The sequence below is a fragment of the Pseudoalteromonas sp. NH0006-26 genome (genome assembly GCF_057552415.1).
In genome coordinates, this window is sequence record NZ_BAAJMJ010000005.1 from 195,356 (window position 1) to 218,248 (window position 22,893).

General features: G+C 40.8%; 19 protein-coding genes. 11 read left to right on the top strand and 8 right to left on the bottom strand.

Annotated features, from left to right (window positions below; all coding sequences use genetic code 11):
* Nucleotides 1-103 precede the first annotated feature (103 nt).
* The 5 genes from infA to trxB form a co-directional block, all read right to left on the bottom strand.
* Nucleotides 104-322, bottom strand: coding sequence for a translation initiation factor IF-1 (gene infA / locus AC27JR_RS09675; protein WP_002962494.1), 219 nt, complete (start codon nt 320-322; stop codon nt 104-106).
* A gap of 90 nt (nt 323-412) precedes the next feature.
* Nucleotides 413-1,117: an arginyltransferase gene (locus AC27JR_RS09680; protein WP_290169879.1), complete on the bottom strand. Its 705-nt coding sequence runs from the start codon at nt 1,115-1,117 to the stop codon at nt 413-415.
* Nucleotides 1,110-1,826, bottom strand: a complete 717-nt coding sequence (gene aat / locus AC27JR_RS09685; protein WP_487173448.1) for a leucyl/phenylalanyl-tRNA--protein transferase — start codon at nt 1,824-1,826, stop codon at nt 1,110-1,112. The genes AC27JR_RS09680 and aat overlap by 8 nt, the downstream gene beginning before the upstream one ends.
* Before the next feature lie 190 nt (nt 1,827-2,016).
* Nucleotides 2,017-4,830 (bottom strand): bifunctional aconitate hydratase 2/2-methylisocitrate dehydratase, encoded by a 2,814-nt coding sequence (locus AC27JR_RS09690; RefSeq protein WP_487173449.1) that lies wholly within the window; start codon nt 4,828-4,830, stop codon nt 2,017-2,019.
* A 295-nt stretch (nt 4,831-5,125) separates the two neighbouring features.
* Nucleotides 5,126-6,076: a thioredoxin-disulfide reductase gene (gene trxB / locus AC27JR_RS09695; RefSeq protein WP_008110078.1), complete on the bottom strand. Its 951-nt coding sequence runs from the start codon at nt 6,074-6,076 to the stop codon at nt 5,126-5,128.
* A gap of 276 nt (nt 6,077-6,352) precedes the next feature.
* Here trxB and pssA point away from each other — a divergent pair, with 276 nt between their 5' ends.
* A complete protein-coding gene (gene pssA / locus AC27JR_RS09700) occupies nt 6,353-7,678 on the top strand; it encodes a CDP-diacylglycerol--serine O-phosphatidyltransferase (protein ID WP_487173450.1) in 1,326 nt (441 codons plus the stop codon).
* A gap of 118 nt (nt 7,679-7,796) precedes the next feature.
* Here pssA and ald read toward each other — a convergent pair whose 3' ends face one another.
* Nucleotides 7,797-8,918 (bottom strand): alanine dehydrogenase, encoded by a 1,122-nt coding sequence (ald, locus tag AC27JR_RS09705; protein ID WP_008110075.1) that lies wholly within the window; start codon nt 8,916-8,918, stop codon nt 7,797-7,799.
* Nucleotides 8,919-9,057: 139 nt separating this feature from the next.
* Here ald and lrp point away from each other — a divergent pair, with 139 nt between their 5' ends.
* From lrp to AC27JR_RS09750, 9 genes are all read left to right on the top strand, one after another.
* Nucleotides 9,058-9,537 (top strand): leucine-responsive transcriptional regulator Lrp, encoded by a 480-nt coding sequence (lrp, locus tag AC27JR_RS09710; RefSeq protein ID WP_008110073.1) that lies wholly within the window; start codon nt 9,058-9,060, stop codon nt 9,535-9,537.
* 197 nt (nt 9,538-9,734) lie between these two features.
* Nucleotides 9,735-12,224 carry a DNA translocase FtsK gene (locus tag AC27JR_RS09715; RefSeq protein ID WP_076920395.1) on the top strand — a complete coding sequence of 830 codons (2,490 nt, stop codon included), beginning with the start codon at nt 9,735-9,737 and terminating at the stop codon, nt 12,222-12,224.
* Complete coding sequence (lolA, locus tag AC27JR_RS09720; RefSeq protein ID WP_487173451.1) at nt 12,224-12,850, top strand: outer membrane lipoprotein periplasmic chaperone LolA; 627 nt, start codon at nt 12,224-12,226, stop codon at nt 12,848-12,850. The genes AC27JR_RS09715 and lolA overlap by 1 nt, the downstream gene beginning before the upstream one ends.
* Nucleotides 12,843-14,186, top strand: a complete 1,344-nt coding sequence (locus AC27JR_RS09725) for a replication-associated recombination protein A (protein WP_138604907.1) — start codon at nt 12,843-12,845, stop codon at nt 14,184-14,186. Before lolA ends, AC27JR_RS09725 begins: the two co-directional genes overlap by 8 nt.
* Complete coding sequence (gene crcB / locus AC27JR_RS09730; protein WP_372860073.1) at nt 14,179-14,559, top strand: fluoride efflux transporter CrcB; 381 nt, start codon at nt 14,179-14,181, stop codon at nt 14,557-14,559. Before AC27JR_RS09725 ends, crcB begins: the two co-directional genes overlap by 8 nt.
* A 9-nt stretch (nt 14,560-14,568) precedes the next feature.
* Nucleotides 14,569-15,873 (top strand): serine--tRNA ligase, encoded by a 1,305-nt coding sequence (serS, locus tag AC27JR_RS09735; RefSeq protein WP_008110064.1) that lies wholly within the window; start codon nt 14,569-14,571, stop codon nt 15,871-15,873.
* Nucleotides 15,874-16,281: 408 nt separating this feature from the next.
* Entirely contained in the window at nt 16,282-18,000 is a 1,719-nt protein-coding gene (locus tag AC27JR_RS09740) for an AIPR family protein (RefSeq protein ID WP_487173452.1), read from the top strand.
* A gap of 310 nt (nt 18,001-18,310) precedes the next feature.
* Nucleotides 18,311-18,739, top strand: coding sequence for an aspartyl protease family protein (locus tag AC27JR_RS09745; protein ID WP_487173453.1), 429 nt, complete (start codon nt 18,311-18,313; stop codon nt 18,737-18,739).
* A gap of 307 nt (nt 18,740-19,046) precedes the next feature.
* Nucleotides 19,047-19,880, top strand: a complete 834-nt coding sequence (locus tag AC27JR_RS09750; protein WP_487173454.1) for an alpha/beta fold hydrolase — start codon at nt 19,047-19,049, stop codon at nt 19,878-19,880.
* 4 nt (nt 19,881-19,884) lie between these two features.
* On the opposite strand, the gene AC27JR_RS09755 is transcribed toward AC27JR_RS09750, so the two are convergent.
* Nucleotides 19,885-21,066: a PQQ-dependent sugar dehydrogenase gene (locus AC27JR_RS09755; RefSeq protein WP_487173455.1), complete on the bottom strand. Its 1,182-nt coding sequence runs from the start codon at nt 21,064-21,066 to the stop codon at nt 19,885-19,887.
* Between AC27JR_RS09755 and AC27JR_RS09760 the strand changes: the two genes are divergently transcribed.
* On the top strand, nt 21,051-21,512 hold the full coding sequence (locus AC27JR_RS09760; protein WP_487173456.1) for a hypothetical protein: 462 nt from the start codon (nt 21,051-21,053) through the stop codon (nt 21,510-21,512). The genes AC27JR_RS09755 and AC27JR_RS09760 overlap by 16 nt on opposite strands.
* Nucleotides 21,513-21,587: 75 nt before the next feature.
* On the opposite strand, the gene AC27JR_RS09765 is transcribed toward AC27JR_RS09760, so the two are convergent.
* On the bottom strand, nt 21,588-22,787 hold the full coding sequence (locus AC27JR_RS09765; RefSeq protein ID WP_487173457.1) for an Nramp family divalent metal transporter: 1,200 nt from the start codon (nt 22,785-22,787) through the stop codon (nt 21,588-21,590).
* Between the last annotated feature and the right edge of the window lie 106 nt (nt 22,788-22,893).

Genomic DNA, 22,893 nt, shown 5'->3' on the forward strand with positions numbered 1-22,893 from the left:
TGTTTATTAAATGTAATTACTGGCTACTACCATTAATTACATTTAATAAACGCTTAAAGCTAGTTTTCACTAGCCAAAAACTAAATCTCGTTTACGCACTTACTTAGCGAGCACGGAATACGATACGACCTTTCGATAAATCGTAAGGAGTCATTTCTACCGTTACTTTATCGCCGGTTAAAATACGGATATAGTTTTTGCGCATTTTACCTGAAATATGAGCCACAACTACGTGACCATTTTCTAGCTCAACTCGGAACATTGTATTTGGTAAAGTATCAAGGACTGTCCCTTGCATTTCGATTACGTCTTCTTTCGCCATGTTTAGCGTAACACCTCTTTAATAGTTAAACGCTGCAGATTTTGCCCAAAATACGCCAATAAGTAAAGGCGCAGGGGCTATTTTTGTAAATTAAATAGCCACCCACTGGTCATTGAGCTGTTTTTGGGCGGGTAAAAACTGGGTTTTATACTTCATTTTGTCACATTCATCTATTTGATAGCCTAAATAAACAAACTGTTTGCGCTGCTGTTTAGCAAATTTAAGCTGCTGTAATATCATTACAGTGCCTAAACTAAAGTGTTCGTAGTCAGGGTCAAAAAATGTATAAATAGCCGAAATAGCGTTGTCCATACAATCAGTTACAGCAACGGCCACTAAGTTTTCTTGATCCCAAAGCTCTATAAAGGTGATGGTTAACCAGCTACAAAACAAAAAGCTTTGAAATTGTGATTTATCAGGTGGATACATAGAACCGTCTTGGTGGCGCAAGCTAATGTATTTACTGTAAAGTGGATAGTATTGTTCGCGTTCAACTTGAGAATATTTTACCTCAAAGCGGTTTTTTGCTTTGTTAAGTTTACGTTTTTGCGATTTTGTCGGCATAAATTCATCAGCTAAAACGCGCACAGAACTACACGCGCTGCAAATAGGGCAGTGCGGACGGTAAATTTGGTTACCACTGCGACGAAAGCCCAATCCTAATAACGACTCAAACTTATTGCTGCTATAACAACTTGGATCGAGTATCACCAGCAATTGCTCTTGGCGATCTGGCAAGTAACTGCATTCAAATGGTTGGCTTAGGCCAATACGAGCCGGAAGTTGTTCATTCATATATCGCGATTAGCTCCTGTGGCTGCCACATACTGGCAGCTGGGGTGTAACACTGTGCTTTATTAAGTTTAGTTAAAAATTCTTCACGTGGAATCACGCTGGCACCTAACGACATTAAATAAGGATTTTCTAATTGGCAATCAATAAAATGCGCATTATGGCGCTTAAGCCAATTAACCAGCGCCCACATGGCGAGTTTGGAGCAATTTGTTTGATGATGAAACATTGATTCACCACAAAAAACACCTGTTTGCATAATCCCATATAAGCCGCCTGCAAGCTCTCCCTCGCTCCATACCTCTAAACTATGAGCTAGGCCATTGTGATGGGCATTAATGTACGCCTGTTGCATTTGCGGGGTTATCCAAGTGCCATCGGTATCAATGCGTTGATCGCGGCACGCTTCTATCACTTCTTCAAAGGCATGGTTAATAGTTACGGTGACCGGGTGCTTTTTTAAATGTTTTCGTAAGCTTTTACTAACGTGAAAGTCATCAAGCTCAACAATACCGCGTTCACTAGGTGACCACCACATAATTGGCTCGTGCTCACTAAACCACGGAAAAATACCAGATAAATAAGCATTTTTTAACCGCGTTACCGATAAACAACCACCAATGGCAAGCAAACCATCTGGATCATCTAATGCATGGCTGGGATCAGGAAAAGCAAAATGGCTTGTAGCGAGTTGATAGAGTTGTTTAGTCATAACACCGATTGAATAACTGCATGGTCAAGATAAAGTGTAACCTGTTGCTTTAAAATCACAAACCACAAATTATTGAGTTGTCCATAGGGTTGAGCTGGGCTTACATTCCTGTGAGGTAAATTTTAGCCAAAAAAAAGCGCGTTTAAAACGCGCTTTTAATTATTAGCTTAAAAAGTGCTAACTAATAGAATTAGCTAACCACTTTTACTGGTACTGCTTGTCCAGCGTTGAACTTAGTTGTCATTGCTTCTTCAACAGGTGTAAACGATGTAAGGTCAATACCTCCAACCGCAGACTTATACTCTTCGATAGTCGGGAAGCGACCAAGAACAGAAGAAAGTACTACAACCGGCGTTGAACCTAGTAGTGACTCACCTTTTTTCTCAGATGTATCGGCTACTACACGGCCTTGGAAAAGACGTGTTGATGTTGCGATAACAGTATCACCAGGTTCTGCTTTTTCTTGGTTACCCATACATAGGTTACAACCAGGACGTTCTAGGTATAAGATATTTTCATACTTAGTACGTGCAGCCGTTTTTGGTTTTGCATCGTCAAATTCAAAACCTGCGTATTTAGCAAGAATATCCCAATCGCCTTCAGCTTTAAGCTCATCAACAATGTTGTATGTTGGTGGCGCAACAACTAATGGCGCTTTGAATGAGATAGAACCGTTTTTCTTTTCAAGGTTACGTAGCATGTGAGCAATAATTTTCATATCGCCTTTGTGAACCATACACGAACCAACAAAACCTAAATCAACAGGCTTGTCGTTGTAAAAAGAAACAGGACGGATCACATCGTGAGTATAACGCTTAGAAACATCATCGTTATTTACGTCTGGATCGGCAATCATTGGCTCAACGATTTGGTCTAAATCAACCACAACTTCTGCGTGGTATTTAGCGTTGTCGTCTGGAGAAAGTGCTGGCTCTTCACCAGATTGAATACCTGCAATACGCTTGTCGGCTAAATCGATTAGACCTTGTAGCGTTTTTGCTTCGTTTTCCATACCTTTGTTGATCATGATTTGGATACGTGACTTAGCAAGTTCAATTGACTTAATTAACGTTTCATCATTTGAAATACAGATTGACGCTTTCGCTTTCATTTCTGCAGTCCAGTCAGTGAAAGTAAACGCTTGGTCAGCCATTAGGGTACCAATGTGAACTTCAATGATACGACCTTGGAACACGTTTTCGCCACCAAATTGCTTAAGCATTTGCGCTTGCGTTGCATGTACAACGTCGCGGAAATCCATGTGCTTAGCCATTTTGCCTTTAAACGTCACTTTAACTGAATCAGGAATTGGCATCGCTGATTCACCCGTTGCAAGTGCAACAGCAACAGTACCTGAGTCGGCACCAAAGGCAACGCCTTTAGACATACGTGTATGCGAGTCACCACCAATGATGATAGCGCGATCATCAATTGTAATGTCGTTCAATACTTTGTGAATAACGTCAGTCATTGCATGGTAAACGCCTTTCGGGTCACGTGCAGTGATCAAACCAAACTTATTCATAAACGCCATTAGTTTAGGAATGTTTGCTTGTGCTTTGCTATCCCATACTGATGCTGTATGACAACCAGACTGGTAGGCACCATCAACAAGAGGTGAAATCGTTGAAGCAGCCATTGCTTCTAATTCTTGTGCAGTCATTGGACCGGTTGTATCTTGCGAACCAACAATGTTCACTTTAACGCGAACATTTGAGCCTGCGTGAAGTGGCGTATCTGATAGAACACCTACCGCATTACGGTTAAAGATTTTTTCAACCGCTGTTAAGCCTTGGCCTTCGTGTGAAATTTCTTTTGAAGGTGCGTAAACAAGCGGCGTTTCAATGCCAAGAGTTTCAGCAGCAAACGTTTGTAGTTTTTTACCGAACACAACTGCGTAAGAACCGCCAGCTCTCATAAATTCAACTTTTTGCGGTGTGAATGCTGATGAAATATCAACAAGTTCTTTATCACCGTTATAAAGCTTCTTCTCTTTAGTATTAATTGTTAACACAGTACCAGTAGCAACAGAGTAGGCTTCTTCAAGCACTGCGTCACCATTTGCATCAGTTACTGTATTGCCGTCTGCATCTACTTTCTTAACCCAGTTTTTAAGGTCAAGACCAATACCGCCAGTTACATCAACCGTTGTTAAGAAGATTGGCGCAATACCATTTGTACCTGCAACAACAGGTGCAATGTTGATGAAAGGAACGTATGGGCTTGCTTGTTTACCAGCCCAAAGCGCTACGTTATTCACACCAGACATACGTGATGAACCAACGCCCATGGTGCCTTTTTCAGCAATAAGCATTACTTTAGCGTTAGGGTGTTTCTTTTGAAGGGCAACGATTTCTTGTTGTGCTTCTTCAGTGATCATACATTTACCGTGTAATTCACGGTCAGCACGTGAGTGTGCTTGGTTACCTGGAGACAGTAAATCAGTTGAGATGTCGCCTTCACCAGCAATGTAAGTTACTACTTCGATTTTTTCTTCGATGTCAGGTAGTTTTGTGAAGAATTCAGCTTTTGAGAAGCTCTCTAGTAATTCTTTAGCAATTGGGTTACCTGCTTCGTAGGCCGCTTTTATGCGCTCCATATCTGCATCGTATAAGAATACCTGAGTTTTCAGTACTTCTGCAGCTTGTGCTGCGATTTTTGCGTCATCAGCAAAGGCTAAATCAATTAGCATTTCAATCGATGGGCCGCCTTTCATGTGTGAAAGTAGTTCGAATGCAAATTCTGGAGTGATCTCTGCAACGTGCTCTTCACCTAAAATGATTTCTTTTAGAAACTGTGCTTTAACGCCCGCAGCACTGGTTGTTCCAGGTAAAGTATTAAAAATAAAGAAATGCAGTGAATCTTTACGGTGCTCGTTATTAGTATCTTTAATTTGATTAATTATTTCTGATACTAGTTCAGCGCTATCGATTGGTTGTGGGCTTAATCCAAGCTCCGTTTTACGGGTTTGGATTTCTTCCATATATTTTGTATACAAACTCATAGAAAACTCTCGGTAATTTACTTGATATGAAGTTAAGCATTTTAACTGATTTTACAGTTTCTAGTAATGCCTAAATGAATAAAGCTTTTATTCCTGACGATAATTATAGCTAGTTTTACTTATATAATTTGACGGTATTTGTTGCTCACCCTTAGATCCTATCGCACCTAAGCCATTAATTGTATAAATAAAACTAATTTCAATTATAAGTACAATGAATTTTGGTGTGAGTACAGTTATGTTTGGGCATAAAAAAGGGCTGAAAATTCAGCCCTTTTTTAATTTAGATTCTAAATTACAGATTATCTAAAAAGCGTTCTGCATCAAGTGCAGCCATACAGCCAGTACCGGCAGAGGTAATCGCTTGACGGTAAATATGGTCAGATACATCACCGGCAGCAAATACGCCTGGCACACTGGTTTGGGTTGCATTACCGTTAAGACCAGATTCAACCACTAGGTAGCCGTCTTTCATTTCTAGCTGACCTTCAAACATATCGGTGTTTGGCTTATGGCCAATGGCAATGAACACACCCGCTAAATCAAGTTCTTCAGTAGCATCTGATGCCACATCTTTGATGCGAACGCCGGTCACACCCATTTGGTCACCAAGCACTTCATCAAGTGTACGGTTGTAGTGCATTACAACATTACCGTTCGCAGCTTTTTCAGCAAGGCGGTCAGCAAGAATTTTTTCACTACGGAAACTGTCACGACGGTGGATAACATGAACTTCATCAGCAATGTTAGACAGGTATAACGCTTCTTCAACTGCTGTATTACCACCACCAACAACCGCTACTTTTTGACCTTTATAGAAAAAGCCGTCACAGGTTGCACAAGCAGAAACACCACGGCCTTGGAAATTAGTCTCAGACTCTAAGCCTAAATATTTCGCAGAGGCACCGGTTGCAATAATTAAAGCATCACATGTGTAGGTACCTTGGTCACCGGTTAGTGTGAAAGGGCGCTTAGATACGTCAACTTTGTTGATGTGATCGAACACAATTTCAGTTTCAAAGCGTTCTGCATGCTCTTTCATACGATCCATTAATGCAGGGCCGGTTAAACCGTGTGCATCGCCAGGCCAGTTTTCAACTTCAGTGGTGGTTGTTAGCTGGCCACCTTGTTGAATACCTGTAATTAAAACAGGGTTTAAATTAGCACGTGCAGCGTAAACCGCGGCTGTGTAGCCAGCAGGGCCCGAACCTAAAATAAGTAACTTACAATGTTTTGCTTCAGTCATGATCTTTTCCTAAACGTTTAATACGGTTTTAATGCGCCCGATTCTAAGAAAAACAAGCAGGAAGTAAATAAAAGATGAGATTATTTTTTTTCGCAAATTACAAAGCTGTTCATTAATGTGTACTAGTAAATGCATTAAAGGCAGCGCCCGCCTAATAAATAGACTGTTAGCCAATAAAACGACGTTAATTCATGACCAGCCTGATTTTTTTTGTTATCTTTTAACTAATTTTGATTTGTCACTGCTTAATTATGTGACCTAAGTGAATAGGCAACTATGTTATTTTGGCAAGAGAAACCCGCATTTGGGTTGACTTCAAAAGACGTTAACGTCTTAACCAATGCGCAAGAATACCGTACGCAATTGTTAGATTTAATTGCCAACGCAAAAAAACGAATTTATATCACCACACTTTACTTACAAGATGATGAAGCGGGTCGTGAAATATTAGCCGCACTACACAGTGCATCGTTAGCTAACCCTTCGCTTGAAATTAAAGTACTGGTTGATTTTCATCGCGCCCAACGCGGTTTAATTGGTGCAGAAAAGTCAGAGGGCAATGCAAGCTTATATTGCGACAGCTTAGAGAAGTTTAATTCAAACGTTCAAGTGTATGGTGTTCCCGTAAAAGCCAAAGAACTGTTTGGGGTATTGCATTTAAAAGGCTTTGTTATAGACGACACATTGCTCTACAGCGGTGCCAGTTTAAATAATGTGTATTTGCAATATAGCGACCGATACCGACTCGATCGCTACTTTTTAGTCTCGCAAAGCGAATTATGTGACTCAGTGGTCGATTTTATTGAATCAACTTTATTAAGCTCTGAAGCGGTTCCAAGAATTGATCAACGACCGCTTAAACGCATGGCTGACTTTAAGCTTGAACAAAAGCAACTTATGCGTGAGCTTAAATCGGCAAGCTATAAAAGTGCGCAACAATTGAATACTCATGCAATGGGCATTCGTTTGTTTTTGGGTTTAGGCCGTCGTAATAACGAACTTAATCGCTTAATTAAAGCGCTGTTTGATACTACCGAGCAAGAGTTGGTGTTATACACGCCGTATTTTAATTTTCCGGCTCCTTTAATGCGCTCTTTGCGTCGCTTATTAAAGCAAGGTAAACAAGTAACTATTGTGGTGGGCGATAAAACCGCAAACGATTTTTACCTACCACCTAGCGAGCCATTTAGTAAAATTGGTGCGTTACCGTATTTATACGAAACTATTTTACATAAGTTTGTAAAATCGCAAAAACGCCACATAGATAATGGCAACTTAAACGTATACCTTTGGAAACACGAGAGTAACTCGTTTCATCTAAAAGGGATTTGCTGTGACCGTAAAGTGCATTTACTTAGTGGGCATAACCTAAATCCGCGCGCGTGGGGGCTAGATATCGAAAATGGCATTCTGATAGAAGATCCTGAGCAAACGATAATGCGCGATATTGATAATGAACGCCAAGAAATTTTAAAGCATTGTCGCCGTTTAACTGGGCCTGATGATTTAGAAACCATGGACGATTACCCGCAGCCGGTGAAAAAACTGCTTGGTCAAGCTAAGCGCGTAAAAGTCGACTTTATTATTAAACGATTTATATAACATTAGGGTCTGTTGACCACAGACCCTAAAATTTAGATACAAAAAAAGCAGCTAATTAGCTGCTTTTTTAATGCTTATACCTAAATTATGGCTTAGGTATAAGCGGTAACAATAACAGTTACGCGTTTTCTACTGCAGTGCGTGGGTCAACATATTCCATGTTGAACGCTTCAGCTACTTCTTTGTAAGTTACTTGGCCTTTAATTACGTTTAAGCCTTTTAAGAAGTGAGCGTCATCTAGTAGTGCCTTTTTGTAACCTTTGTTTGCAAGGTTAATAATGAACGGCAATGTTGCATTGTTAAGTGCAAACGTAGATGTACGTGGAACAGCACCTGGCATGTTAGCAACACAGTAGTGAACAACTTCATCAACGATGAAAGTAGGATCAGCGTGCGTAGTTGCTTTAGACGTAGCAATACAACCACCTTGGTCAATCGCAACATCAACAATGGCAGCACCTGGCTTCATTGCTTTAATGTGTTCAGCAGTCACTAGCTTAGGTGCAGCAGCACCCGGGATAAGTACGCCACCAATTACTAGATCAGCTTCAAGTACGTGCTTTTCAAGCGCGTCAGCTGTTGAGTAAATAGCTTTAACTTTATTACCAAACTGTGCGTCTAGTGCACGTAATACATCGATGTTACGGTCAAGTACAACAACCTCAGCACCTAAGCCAACGGCCATTTGTGCAGCGCTACGACCAACCATGCCGCCGCCAATAACAACTACTTTAGCTGGCTCAACACCTGGTACACCACCTAGCAACATACCACGACCGTGGTTTGCTTTTTCTAGCGCTTGTGCACCTGCTTGAATAGACATACGGCCAGCAACTTCACTCATTGGCGCTAAAAGTGGTAAACCACCGCGTGAATCAGTCACAGTTTCATAAGCAATACAGATTGCTTTACTTTTAACAAGGTCTTCAGTTTGTGGAAGATCCGGTGCAAGGTGAAGGTAAGTGAAAAGAATTTGGTCTTCACGTAACATTGCACGTTCAACAGCTTGTGGCTCTTTTACCTTGATGATCATTTCTGCTTTTGCAAAAACATCAGCAGCTGTTTCTAAAATTTCAGCGCCTGCTTGAACATAATCATCATTTGTAAAACCAATGCCCATACCAGCATTCGTTTCAACAATCACTTGGTGGCCGTGATTTACAAGTTCGCGAACACTAGCAGGAACCATACCTACACGGTACTCATGGTTTTTAATTTCTTTAGGTACACCAATAATCATAATTTTGCCTTGTTAGAACGGGATAAAAATTTTTCACTATTATATTCATGCTAGGGTAGTGTGTCCCACCTTTTTTTAAGCTCTTTGTAGTGTTAGTATCTGTAAAATTAATTTTATTAGAATAAAAAACTAAAAAGCCATGCATAACTTATTAGACCGTATTGATCGCAAAATTTTAGTCGAATTACAACTTGATGGCCGCCTGTCAAATGTTGAACTGGCCCGACGAGTTGGCCTAAGCGCCACGCCCTGTCTAGAGCGAGTGAAAAAGCTTGAACGAGAAGGTTATATTTTAGGCTACAAAGCAGTGGTTGATCCCGCCAAGCTTGGTCAAGGGCTTTCTGTGTATGTAGAAGTAACCATTACCAAAACATCGCCCGACGTATTTGAAGAGTTTAGTGCTGCTGTTAGAAAGCATGAAGAAATTATAGAATGTCATTTGGTATCAGGTAATTTCGACTTTTTATTAAAAACCCGGGTTAACGATATGTCAGAATACCGCGGCGTGCTCGGTGATATATTATTAAAGCTGCCCAATGTTAGTGAAAGCCGCACCTATGTAGTCATGGAAGAAGTAAAGGGTGAAGAGGGCGTTGTTATTCGTCCTTTTGTTGCTTAATGATAGAGTAACAGCCTTTAAAATACTTTTATTGTCGCAGTCAATTTTGCTTGGCTTAAGAAAAAGCCGATTAAATAATAAAAACTTGTTCATAATCAGGCCATCATGGTTAAGATAAAGTGCATCAAAATACATTTCCTGCTAAGGTATTCTATTGCCAAGTGAGTGTAAAAAATAATAATGAGGGATAGGTAATTATGCGCCTAAACGGTGTACAAAGACTATTAGAAACGGGGCTCATCGTCAGCACCTTTGCAGCGGTATTTATTTTATGTGCTTTAATTAGTTTTCATCCTGCCGATCCTGCTTGGTCGCAAACCGGTGAATTTACCAATGTACAAAATATAACGGGTACAGCGGGCGCGTGGGTGGCCGACATACTATTGCTCACTTTTGGTTGGCTTGCCTATTTTGTACCAGCGGCTATTCAGCTGCTAGGTTACCTGGTATTTAAGCAGCCACACCGTATTTTACAACTTGATTACACCACACTTGGATTACGCATTATTGGCTTTGCGCTGTTTATTACCTCAGCAACTGCTATCAGCAGTATTAATTTTGACGATATTTATAATTTTTCATCCGGTGGGGTAGTGGGCGATGTGATTGCATCGGCGATGATGCCTGCGTTTAATTTTACCGGCACCTCTATTTTACTGCTGTGTTTCTTTTTTGCAGGATTAACCTTATTAACGGGTGTGTCGTGGGTACAATTTGTTGATTACTTGGGTGACTTAATTGTTAGATTATACCGCTTTTTGGTAACCTATGCCCGAGGCTGGATGCAGCGTGAACGCATTGCAGGTAAAGTTCAAGACGAGCAACCCGATGCCTATTTTGAAGACGACACACGCCAACAAGAACCTGAGCTTGCTAATAAAACAGCAGACAAACCAAAAGCACTCGACAAACCAACAACTAAAGTAAACGCGCCGCAAGACGACGAGTTTATGCCGTTTGACGAGCTTGACCAAATACTCGATCAAGAAATTAGTTTTAGCGCCATAGACGATGAACCTATGGACACAGAAGCAGCACTTAATGCGCTCGATCAAAGCCCAGTGGTTGAACCTGAAAAACCAGCTACAACCGTGGTTTCACCAGCAAGGCCAATTAACAAGCCTAAATCAGGATTTCAACCGCCGCCAACTGCCAAAGAGAAGTTTGAGCAATTATTAGAGCAAGAGCCACCTCCGGGGCCATTGCCATCATTGGATTTACTCGACAGACCCGACAAAGCAAAAAACCCAATTTCGCAAGAAGAGCTCGATAGCGTATCGCGCCTTGTAGAAACAAAACTACTCGATTTTAACGTACAAGCCACTGTGGTTGGAGTTTACCCCGGGCCCGTTGTTACTCGTTTTGAGCTTGATTTAGCACCGGGTATTAAAGTGTCTAAAATTACTGGGCTGTCAAAAGATTTAGCCCGCTCGCTATCGGCAATTAGTGTGCGAGTGGTTGAAGTTATTCCGGGTAAAACCTATATCGGTATTGAGCTGCCTAATAAATACCGTGAAATTGTACGTTTGTCAGAAGTGATAAACGCACCTAAGTTTGAGCAAAACCCATCGCCGTTAACCATGGTGCTAGGTAAAGACATTGCAGGGCAACCTGTGTGTGCCGACTTAGGTAAAATGCCACATTTATTAGTGGCCGGTACAACAGGTTCAGGTAAGTCAGTGGGCGTTAATGTAATGATATTAAGCTTACTGTATAAATCGGGCCCTGAAGATGTTCGTATGATCATGATTGACCCGAAAATGCTTGAGCTTTCAGTATACGAAGGCATTCCGCATTTATTGTGTGAAGTTGTCACCGACATGAAAGAAGCCGCCAACGCGCTGCGTTGGTGTGTAGGTGAAATGGAACGCCGCTATAAGCTGATGTCGGCTTTGGGTGTGCGTAACTTAAAAGGGTACAACCAAAAAGTAATGGAAGCCAAAGAAGCGGGCTACCCAATTATGGATCCATTATTTAAAGACACCGATGGTATGAAAGAGGGCCCTGATGAGCTAGATAAGTTACCTAGCATAGTGGTGGTTATTGACGAATTTGCCGACATGATGATGATTGTAGGTAAAAAAGTTGAAGAGTTAATTGCCCGTATAGCGCAAAAAGCGCGTGCTGCGGGTATCCATTTAATTTTGGCAACGCAGCGTCCGTCGGTTGATGTAATAACCGGTTTAATTAAAGCGAATATACCTACACGTATGGCGTTTCAGGTATCAAGTAAAATAGACTCGCGCACCATACTTGATCAACAAGGCGCAGAAAATTTATTAGGCATGGGTGACATGCTTTATTTACCGCCAGGTACCAGTGTACCTGAGCGTGTGCATGGCGCGTTTGTAGACGACCATGAAGTACATGCTGTGGTAAACGATTGGAAAGCCCGTGCTAAACCAAATTACATAGACGAGATTTTAAATGGCGATGCCACGGAAGATATTCTATTACCAGGGGAAGCCAGTGAAAATGGCGATGAAGAGTCAGATCCGTTATACGACGAAGCGGTCGCCTTTGTAATAGAAACCGGTAAAGTATCGGTATCATCAGTGCAACGTAAATTACGTGTAGGCTATAACCGTGCTGCACGATTAGTAGAACAAATGGAAACATCAGGTATCGTGAGTGCACCAGGACACAACGGCGCGCGCGATGTATTAGTACCTAATGGAGCAAATTAATGAAAAAATTAAACAGTTTATTATTGGTATTGGGCAGTTTAATGACGATGCCCAGCTTTGCTGACGACAGCCAAGCATTACAAGACAAGTTATCGACCTTAAAAAGCTTTAAAGCACAATTTAAACAAAACGTAACCGACGGTGAAGGCCAACTGGTAATGCAAGGTCAAGGTAATATTGCGCTGCAACAGCCTTTAATGATCCGCTGGCAGCAAACTAACCCAGACGACACCTTATTTGTGTCAAACGGTGATAAAACCTATTACTTTGATAGCTTTGCTGAGCAAGTAACTATTATGAAAACCAGCGGTTTAATTGACTCTACACCGTTTATATTGCTCACCTCTAAAGACCCTGCGCAATGGGAAAAATACAGCGTGCTCGCTACTAACTTAGGCTTTAGCATTACCCCAAATAAAGGCGTTGAAAGCCAAGTAGAGCAGCTTGATATTACTTTTGCTGATAACGAGCAGGGGCTTGCAAAACTGGTGGTTAAAGATAACTCAGGCCAGCTATCTGCGTTTACATTTAGCAATGCACAGGTTAATACTGAGCTTGATAAAACAACTTTTGAATTTACCCCGCCAGCGGGTGTAGAAATAGACGATCAGAGTAACGGTGAGTAATTTAGGTTTTAACTTTGGGCCCGATGTGCGCCCACTCGCTGCGCGTATGCGCCCTTTATCGCTTAACGATTACATAGGGCAGCAACATTTACTAAGTAGCGACAAACCGCTGCATCAAGCCATTGTTGCAGGGCGCTGCCATAGCTTAATTTTATGGGGCCCCCCAGGGGTAGGTAAAACTACGCTGGCGCAAATTATTGCCAACCATGCCGACGCTGAACTAATTCAAATGTCGGCGGTAACCGCTGGGGTGAAAGATATACGCGATAGCGTAACCCAAGCTCGCGATAACCTACAAAGCCGTGGTCAGCGCACTTTAATGTTTGTTGATGAAGTACACCGCTTTAATAAATCTCAGCAAGATGCGTTTTTACCGCATATTGAAGATGGCACTTTTATATTTGTTGGTGCCACCACCGAAAACCCCTCGTTTGCGCTTAATAATGCGATTTTGTCTCGTGCAAGGGTGTATGTTTTAAAATCTTTGCAGGAAAGCGATTTATACACGGTAATAGAGCGTGCACTTAAGCAGGACGAGCAATTAAGCCAAAAACATATCGTGATTGCAGATAACGCCAAACAGGCGCTATGCCAAGCAAGTGGTGGCGATGCTCGTAAAGTACTTAATTTACTCGAACAAGCAGTCGATTTAACCACTGAGCAAAACGGCCAATTTCATGTTGACGAACAGGTACTCAGCCAAGTACTCCCTACGCATTTAGCCAAGTATGATAAAGGCGGCGATGAATTTTACGATTTAATTTCGGCGTTTCATAAATCAGTGCGAGGCAGTTCGCCCGATGGCGCGCTTTATTGGTACTGCCGAATATTAGCCGGTGGCGGCGACCCGCTTTACGTTGCAAGACGTTTATTAGCAATTGCCACAGAAGACATAGGCAACGCCGATCCGCGAGCGATGGAAGTGGCTTTAAACGCATGGGATATATTCCAACGAGTTGGCCCAAGCGAAGGTGAACGCGCAATTGCACAAGCCACCTTATACTTAGCCAGCGCGCCTAAAAGCAATGCGGTTTATATGGCGTTTAACCAAGCCAAAGACGATGCTAAAAATCAACCAAGCTACCCGGTGCCAGAGCATTTACGCAATGCTCCCACCAATTTAATGAAAGACTTAGGGTATGGCGCAGAGTATCGTTATGCGCATAACGAAGAAGGCGCATTTGCTGCTGGCGAAAAATACCTACCGCCAGAAATGGATGGCAAACAATATTACCAGCCAAGTGATCGTGGACTTGAGCAAAAAATTAAACAAAAGCTCGATTATTTAAAAGAGCGCGACGCACAAAGCCCAGTAAAACGTTATGAGCATGATTAAACTTTACATGATGATCGCTCTTGGCGGAGCGTCAGGAGCCTGTTTACGGTTTTTTATTAACGAAACCATGCTAAAACTCCTCGGTAGGGGATTCCCTTTTGGCACGTTGACGGTTAATATTCTGGGTTCATTGTTGATGGGCATTTTGTACGGTTTAATAGATAAGCAGGTTATTGCCGTGAGTCCCGCTAAAACCCTCATCGGAATTGGCTTTTTAGGTGCGTTAACCACCTTTTCAACATTCTCAATGGATTCGTTGTTGTTATTACAACAAGGTCACTTTATTAAAATGGCCCTCAATATCATCTTAAACGTGATGGTGTGTATTTTTATGGCTTGGCTGGGCCTTCAGCTAGTAATGCAAAAAGGTTAAAAAACTAACATGTTAGATTCTAAATATTTACGTCAAGATGTCGAACAAACTGCAGCACGTTTAGCCGCACGTGGTTATGAGCTAGATGTAGCGGTAGTGACTGAACTTGAAGAAAAACGCAAAACATTACAAGTAAAAACGCAAGAACTTCAAAGTCAACGTAACGCCAGTGCTAAAGCCATTGGTCAAGCAAAAGCAAAAGGCGAAGATGCGCAGCCATTGCTAGACGCAGTTGCTAACTTAGGCAGCGAATTAGACGCAGCTAAAGCTGAACAAGATGAAGTGTTAGAAGCAATTAAACAAATTGCCTTAGCAATTCCAAATTTACCGGATGAGTCGGTACCAGAAGGCGCTGACGAAGACGACAACGTAGAAATTTTAACGTGGGGCACCCCTAAAAAATACGATTTCGAAGTTAAAGACCACGTTGACGTAGGGCAAGACCTAAACGGCTTAGACTTTGAAATGGGCGTTAAAATTAGTGGCGCACGTTTTACCGTAATGCGCGGCCAAGTTGCACGTATGCACCGAGCACTTACCCAATACATGCTAGATACCCACACAGACACAAACGGCTACACAGAAATGTATGTACCGTACTTAGTTAATAGTGCAAGTCTTTACGGCACCAGCCAATTACCTAAGTTTGCCGGCGATTTATTCCACACATTAGGCCTAGTGAATGATGATGGCGAGCAGCAAGCTGGCTTTAGCCTTATTCCTACGGCAGAAGTACCGCTTACAAACAGCGCACGTGATGAAATTTACGAAGAAAGCGATTTACCAATTCGCTTAACAGCGCACACGCCATGTTTTAGAAGTGAAGCAGGCAGCTACGGTCGCGATACACGCGGTTTAATCCGTCAGCATCAGTTTGATAAAGTTGAACTAGTACAACTTGTAAAACCAGAAGATTCAATGCAAGCACTCGAAGAGCTAACAGGCCATGCTGAACAAATACTTCAAGCGCTGGAATTACCATACCGCAAAGTAATTTTATGTATGGGCGACATGGGCTTTGGTGCAGCTAAAACATACGATTTAGAAGTATGGTTACCAGCGCAAGACACGTACCGCGAAATTTCATCATGTTCAAACATGGTTGATTTCCAAGCACGCCGTATGCAAGCTCGTTTTCGTCGTGAAGGCGCTAAAAAACCAGAGCTTTTACACACACTAAACGGTTCAGGTTTAGCGGTAGGGCGTACACTAGTTGCGATACTAGAAAACTACCAACAAGCCGACGGCTCAGTAGTAGTACCAGAAGTATTACGCCCATACATGGGTGGACTGGAAGTGATTGGTAAAGCGTAACGTTTTAGTTGTCAGCTATAAGCTGTCAGTTTTTAGCTTTAATAAAGAAAGCCGCTGTTTGTTATGAACAGCGGTTTTTTTGTGGGTAAAGGTAAAAGGTAAAAGGAGAAAGGCTCAAGGCGAAAGTAAAAGTCTAAGTTACGCTACTTGTCAGTAAAAATAATAAACCTGCCTCTATTGTTTATTCGCGCAACATTTTTTGTTCAATATTACTGTTCTCTACCATTTTGGTGTTTTTCTGCATCCAGTAAATTTAGGTGAGAGGTAACTAATTGTTTACATGTGCTTATTCGCTGGTTACATTAGATTAATTGTAATATTTAGACATTTTTCGGTTTATAAAGCGACAAATGTCGGATACAAAGTTGTTAGGTTTTTATTGACAATAATGGAGTAGTAAAAAATAAAATGGATAGAATAACTAAAAAATTATTACAGGACTTTCTTCAAGCTCAAGAAATGCAGGAAAGTGATGAAGCAAGCGATTTTGAACTATTTTGTAATTATTCAATATTGTCAAATGAATATAATAAAACATTCGACGCTAAGACAATAACAGTAGGTGCAGGTGCAGATACAGGAATAGATGGCTTAGCTATTATTGTAAATGGTCATTTAGTTGAAGATACAGACGAAGTCGATCACTTACTTGAGTCTAATGGTTTTCTTGATGTCACATACCTATTTATTCAGACAAAAACATCTTCAAGTTTCGATACTAAAGAAATGCATGGATTTTATTTTGGTGTAAGTGATTTCTTTTCCGAAGAACCTAAATTAGCTAGAAACGACGATATCAAAAAATATTCTGAGTTATCTGAATATATTCTCGATCAGGCATCTGATTTTAAAGATAACCCTATATGTAAAACGTTCTACGTTACTACAGGTGTTGTTAATGAAGATCAAAACATTTTAGCTGTAATAGATGCTTCAAAGAGAGAGTTAGAGAGCTATAACCTTTTCGAAAGGGTTGAACCAAAAGTAATTGGTGCGAATGATCTTGGTAAATTATATAGGAAAACTAAAAATCCAATTACTTCAAAATTTACTTTCGCCAATAAGATTACACTACCTGAAATAGAGGGCATCGATCAGTCATTTTATGGTGTACTGCCATTTTCTGAGTTGAGGAAGTTACTTATTGATGACAACGGAAACCTACAAAGCATCTTTGATGATAATGTTAGAGACTTTCAAGGTGTTGCGAACTTAGTTAATAGTAATATTAATGAAACATTAAATAATGGGACACCTGAACTATTCAGTGTTTTAAACAATGGTGTAACTATTGTGGCTGATTCAGTTAAAACATCTGCTAATAGTATTACTGTTTCTGATTATCAAATTGTAAATGGTTGTCAGACTAGTAACGTATTATATGAGAATAGGAATAACGATGGCATTGATGATATCAATGTACCTTTAAGGTTAATAGTCACCAATAATGAGGACATTAAGTCTCAGATAACTGTTTCGACAAACAACCAAACGGCGATAAAGAAAGAACAATTAGCTGCGATGTCAGATTTTCAAAAAAACTTACAACACTATTATGCTTCTATTACTGGCGATGGGAGACTGTATTACGAAAGAAGAGCTAAAGAATACAACTCTGATAGAAATGTTATTAAAAGAAAGATTATTACAATAGCTAATCAAATCAAAACGTTCTCATCAATGTTTAGTAAAAACCCACATATGGTAACTACTTATTTAGGAACCTTAGTTAAAACTATGGGTAATCCTGGCTCAAAGTTATTTGAAGCTGACCACCAGTTTTCACCATACTATATGTCGGGCTTAGCTTTTTATAGGTTAGATTCACTGTTTAACTCAGGGATTATTGATAAAAAATATAAAAAGATTAGATTCTACCTGTTAATGCTAGTGCCTTTAATCGCTACAAGTGATGATTTCCCTCCATTAAATAGCCAGAAGAAAAGCGAGCGTTATTGTAATCCAATAATAGATAAGCTTAATGATGAAAGAAAATATACTGAGTTATTTCAAATAGCTGTAGCAATCGTAGATCGTTCAGGTGCAAATGTTGAGGATAAGCAATCACTTAAATCAAGAGCAATGACTGATCAGATTTTAGCAGCATATAATGGTGAAAAGATCTAACAAGGCGCTTAAAAAACCAAAGAGATCAAATCTTGACTTCAGACATCATCACTTAAATTTCTCAAAGCGGCTTAATTCAAGCCGCTATTTTCCTCTAAAAGCACAGCGCCTGTTATCCTCTTTGTGAATTAATTTTGCTTTGCCAACATAAGTTTTGTGCGTTTGGGGGGAGTTATTTTCAGCATATTTAATTACGATATAGGCGTTAGTGAAACGCCACTTGTTTACTTATTTATAAGGTGGGTTGTTTTCATAAGTGTTTGTAATATAGTGTCTATTAATCAACCTAAATATAGAATAAGGAACATTCATGGAATTAGTCAAAACCACAAGTTTGAAATTTGATGTAACAGAAACAGGTCATCAAATAATACAAGCTAAAATAAACGGACATAAAGTAAATTTAATTTTAGATACAGCGGCGGGTGCATCTGTTTTAGATAGGGCATGTATTGAAAAGCTTGGAATACAAGAGAAACTAAGTGAAGAAAATGCCGCAGGTTTAGGTACAGCCGACCACGAAATGGGCTTAATAGACGTTTTAAAATTTGAATTAGCAGGGCATTTGTATGAAAGTACAGAGTTTGTTTCACTAAACCTAGACCATGTTCAACCCGCTGGTGGTGACAATATAATACATGGATTATTAGGCTCTCCATTTTTTAGAAAATACCAAGCTTTGTTAGACTTTGGTACTGATACACTGACAATTAGAGAGCCGTTAGCAGGTTGTGAGTAATTAAAGCGACTTATTTAAGCCGCTATTTTGCATATTAAGCACAGCGTGATAAGTCGGGTTGTCTCAAGTAAATTTATCATTTTTGTCGGATGGCGTGGCTTCGCCACTTATCCGACCTACGTTAAAAGGTAGGTTGGTTAAGCCGAAGGCCAGAGTTCTAATTTAGATGACACAAGTTAAGAAGTTAATTAAAGTAGTTACTTAGTTTATGTGTTTATAACCCTATAAAAGTAGCAAAATTGTCATGAATGTCATTAGTAACACTACAATAATCACTGACTCATTAGCTTCGTGGCATAAGAGCCAATTGACGTTTCAATTTCAAGGTCATGACATTGCATATCATGTGCAAGGGAAAGAGGGCACGCCGTGTTTATTGCTGATTCATGGTTATCCAACTGCAAGTTGGGATTGGCATAATCAATGGTCTGCGCTAACTCAGCACTTTAAGGTGTTTACCCTCGATATGCTGGGCTTTGGTTTTAGTGATAAACCAAAAAATAGTCGTTACACCATTAGCATGCAAGCGGATTTACTGACTCATTTTTTACAGCTTTTCAATGTAAAAGCAGCGCATATTTTAAGCCACGATTATGGTGATACGGTAGCGCAGGAACTACTTGCTCGAAGCAACTTAAATGAGCCACATGCCATAAAAATAAAAAGCGTCTGCTTTCTCAACGGCGGGCTATTCCCTGAAACACATAAACCGGTATTACTGCAAAAGCTGCTACTTAGTCCACTTGGCGGATTTGTGTCGCAACTTGCGAACTATAAAAGTTTTAAGCGTAATTTTGACAATATATGTTCTATACCACTTGCTGAAAAAGAGCTAAACGAATTGTGGCAGTTAATTGAATACAAACAGGGTAAACCAGTAATGGCAAAACTGATTTATTACATCACAGAGCGTAAATTACATCGTGCTCGTTGGGTTGGCGCTTTACAGCACGCTGAAATACCCATGCGTTTAATTTGCGGTATGGACGACCCCGTTTCGGGTCGCCACATGGTTAAACGCTATCGCGAATTAATCATTAATCCAGATATTATTGAACTAGAAGGGGTAGGCCATTACCCGCAATTAGAACAACCAATTCAAATAACTCAGTCATTTTTTGATTTTCATACGTTAAAATAAATGACTAGTTTGGCGTTACCAGCATCAGCTTTGCCTCTTTGCCATCCGTTAATATCGCTACATTACCTTCAGCAGTAACAAACACATCTCTAAGCCTACCTGTAGCCTCTGGGAAAATATGCGACTGGGTGTATTCACCATCTGCTAAATTAACACTGTAGAGCTTTTTATCGACTAATGTAGTAATAAGCACGTGACGTTGCAGTGAAGGGAAGGCTGTATGCATAGAACCATAATATGCCATGCCTGATGGCGCAATTGAAGGCGTCCAATCTACGGTTGGTTTAGCCATTCCGGGGTAGTCTCTAAAGGGGGAAATACGTGCTTGTGAATAATCGTCGCCGTTAGTGATTACCGGCCAGCCGTAATTGGTGCCAGCTGTTAAATAGTTGAGCTCGTCGCCGCCTGCGGGGCCGTGTTCGTGACTAATAATTTGCTTGGTATCATCATCGTATACTAAACCTTGTAGGTTCCGATGGCCAAGTGAATAAATGGCATGCGCGTTAGCGTTTTTATGTTTAATAAACGGGTTATCGGTTGGAATAGTGCCATTTAAATTAATTCGTAGCACTTTACCTAATTGGCTGGTTATAACTTGTGCTTGCTCGCGGTAGTCAAAGCCATCACCACTTGAAAACAGTAAGCTGTTATCGGGCAGTACAAGCGCGCGGCCAGAGTAATGCTGCGGTGTGCCCTTATCGGTGGCAACTTTATAAATAACTTTTGGTACTGAAAACTGCTCGCCATCAAACTTAGCTTTGGCAATAACGAGTCTGTTTGCATCAAGCTCACCTTGGGCATAAGTGAATATTATTTCTTTTGATTCACTGTAATTGGGCGAAAGCACTATGTCGAGTAAACCGCCTTGCCCTGCAACGTATAAGCCCTCGAAGTTTATTTTAACTCGGCTTTGTTGGTTGTTTTTAATGATGACAACATGGCCATCACGCTCTGTAACTAACCACGTATTGTTTGGGAGCTTAACCATGCTCCATGGTGAATTGAGATCTGTTGCTAAGGTGCTGGTAGTGTATTGCTGTTTTGGGAGCTCGGCACTGACGTTACAAGAAAACGTTAAAAGCGAGAGTAGCGTAATACAACGTAGAGATTGTTTACCCTGCAAGCCTTTGCTAGTGTAAGGAAAAAGTTTCATTTTAAGTTGAGATAACCATGCAGTTTTTAACACGTACACTCCCTTCATTTTTAGTTTCTTGGTTACTTACATTCACTCTTGCTAGCTTGTTTCATAGCCAATACGTTGTCAATCAATTAGTTAATGTAGGTGTAGTGGTGGGCTTTAATGATCGTGTTAATTTAACCTTTGAAGATTGGCTCGGATTACTACCCACTTACGGCGCTATTATAGCCATTGCATTGAGTATTGCATTTTTAGTGACTTGGTTTATTGCGAAAAAGCTTAAAAATCAGGGGGTACAATTATTTGTAATTGCGGGTGTGGTAGCGTTTGCAACGGCGTTAATTGCTATTGAGTCAATTATGAATATTACTATTATTGCAGGCGCAAGAGGCTGGGGTTTTTATGCGCAATTACTTGCTGGTGCAGTAGGGGGTTATGTATTTGCAAAACTCATTAAGACAAATAAGTACAAGGCAGAGCATCACGGTTTTTAAGTGAGTATTGGTCTGCAATTAAAAAAGCCGCTGCACATGATGCAGCGGCTTTTGTGTATGAATCGCGTAGTGATATCAAAAAATCAAACTAAAAAGTTTATAACCACTTAAGCCAAAAATAAGCACTAACACCGGTAAAGTAAATAGATTTACCAGCAGTGAGTTGGTGTATTTGCCCATTACTGTTTTTTGGTTAACCAGCCACACTAGGTAGGTGGTTACAATAGGCAGTAATAAGCCATTAGCGGCTTGGGCAAAAATTATCACGGCAACAGGGTCTAAACCCAGTGAGGCCACCGCCGCACCAAATAATAAAATAACAATGGCAACGCTTTTAAAGCGAGTGTTATCCATTTTATTTGACCAACCTAACATGCCACACACTGCGTAGGCACCGGCAAGGGGGGCAGTGATTGCGCTTGTTAAGCCTGCGGCAAATAAACCAATAGCAAAAAAGTAATGGGCGGCATCACCTAGTAAGGGTTCAAGCTGCACCGCCATATTAGCAGCGCTAATTTGCCCTGCATCTGTGCCATAAAATGCCACTGACGCGGTTGATAAAATAGCTAGCGTGATCACGCCACCTAAGGTGATAGACACACCGGTATCGATGTTGGTTTCTTTAATTACTTTTTGTTTGTCACTTTCGCTGTCGTGGCGAGCAGCCAGTACACCCGAATGCAAAAATAAGTTGTATGGCACTATGGTAGTGCCTACCAATGCTAAGACTGTGGTGAGTGAGCCCTCTGGCATGCTAGGAATAAAGCCTGCTAACACATCACTAAGCGAGGGAGCTGCCATAACAAGCGTAGAGATAAACACTAGGCTCATTAAAATTACTAATAATATAAGCGCGTTTTCAACAACTTTGTGTTTACCGCTGTAAAGTAAAACCGCACTTAAAAATGCAATGAGTGGCGTCCAAAGTTGGGCATTTACCTGAGGAAATATTTCAATTAACCCCATGCTGGCACCGCTTAAATTACCAGCCTCGTAGGCGGCACTGCCAACACCAATGGCGCTGATCACTAAAAATATAGCGAGAGATTTAAATAGGGGAGTTTCAATGTGGGCTCTTAGTGCTTGTGCTAAGTCTTGCCCGGTGGCTACGCCAAGGCGCGCCGCCATAGATTGTAATAATATGGTGGCAATTACTGAAAATAGTAATGTCCATATTAGTGCAAAACCAAAGTTTGCACCCGCTACGCTCGCGGTGGTAATAGTCCCTGGTCCAATGAAGGCAGCGGTGACGAGTAGTCCTGGTCCTAATCGCATAGTTTGACCTTAATAGTGCTTTTGTATATTGCTATTTAAAGTTACACCTAACGTTTTTAACGTGATGCCTGTAATATTGCTGCCACTTATAGTAAGTGCCTTGCAG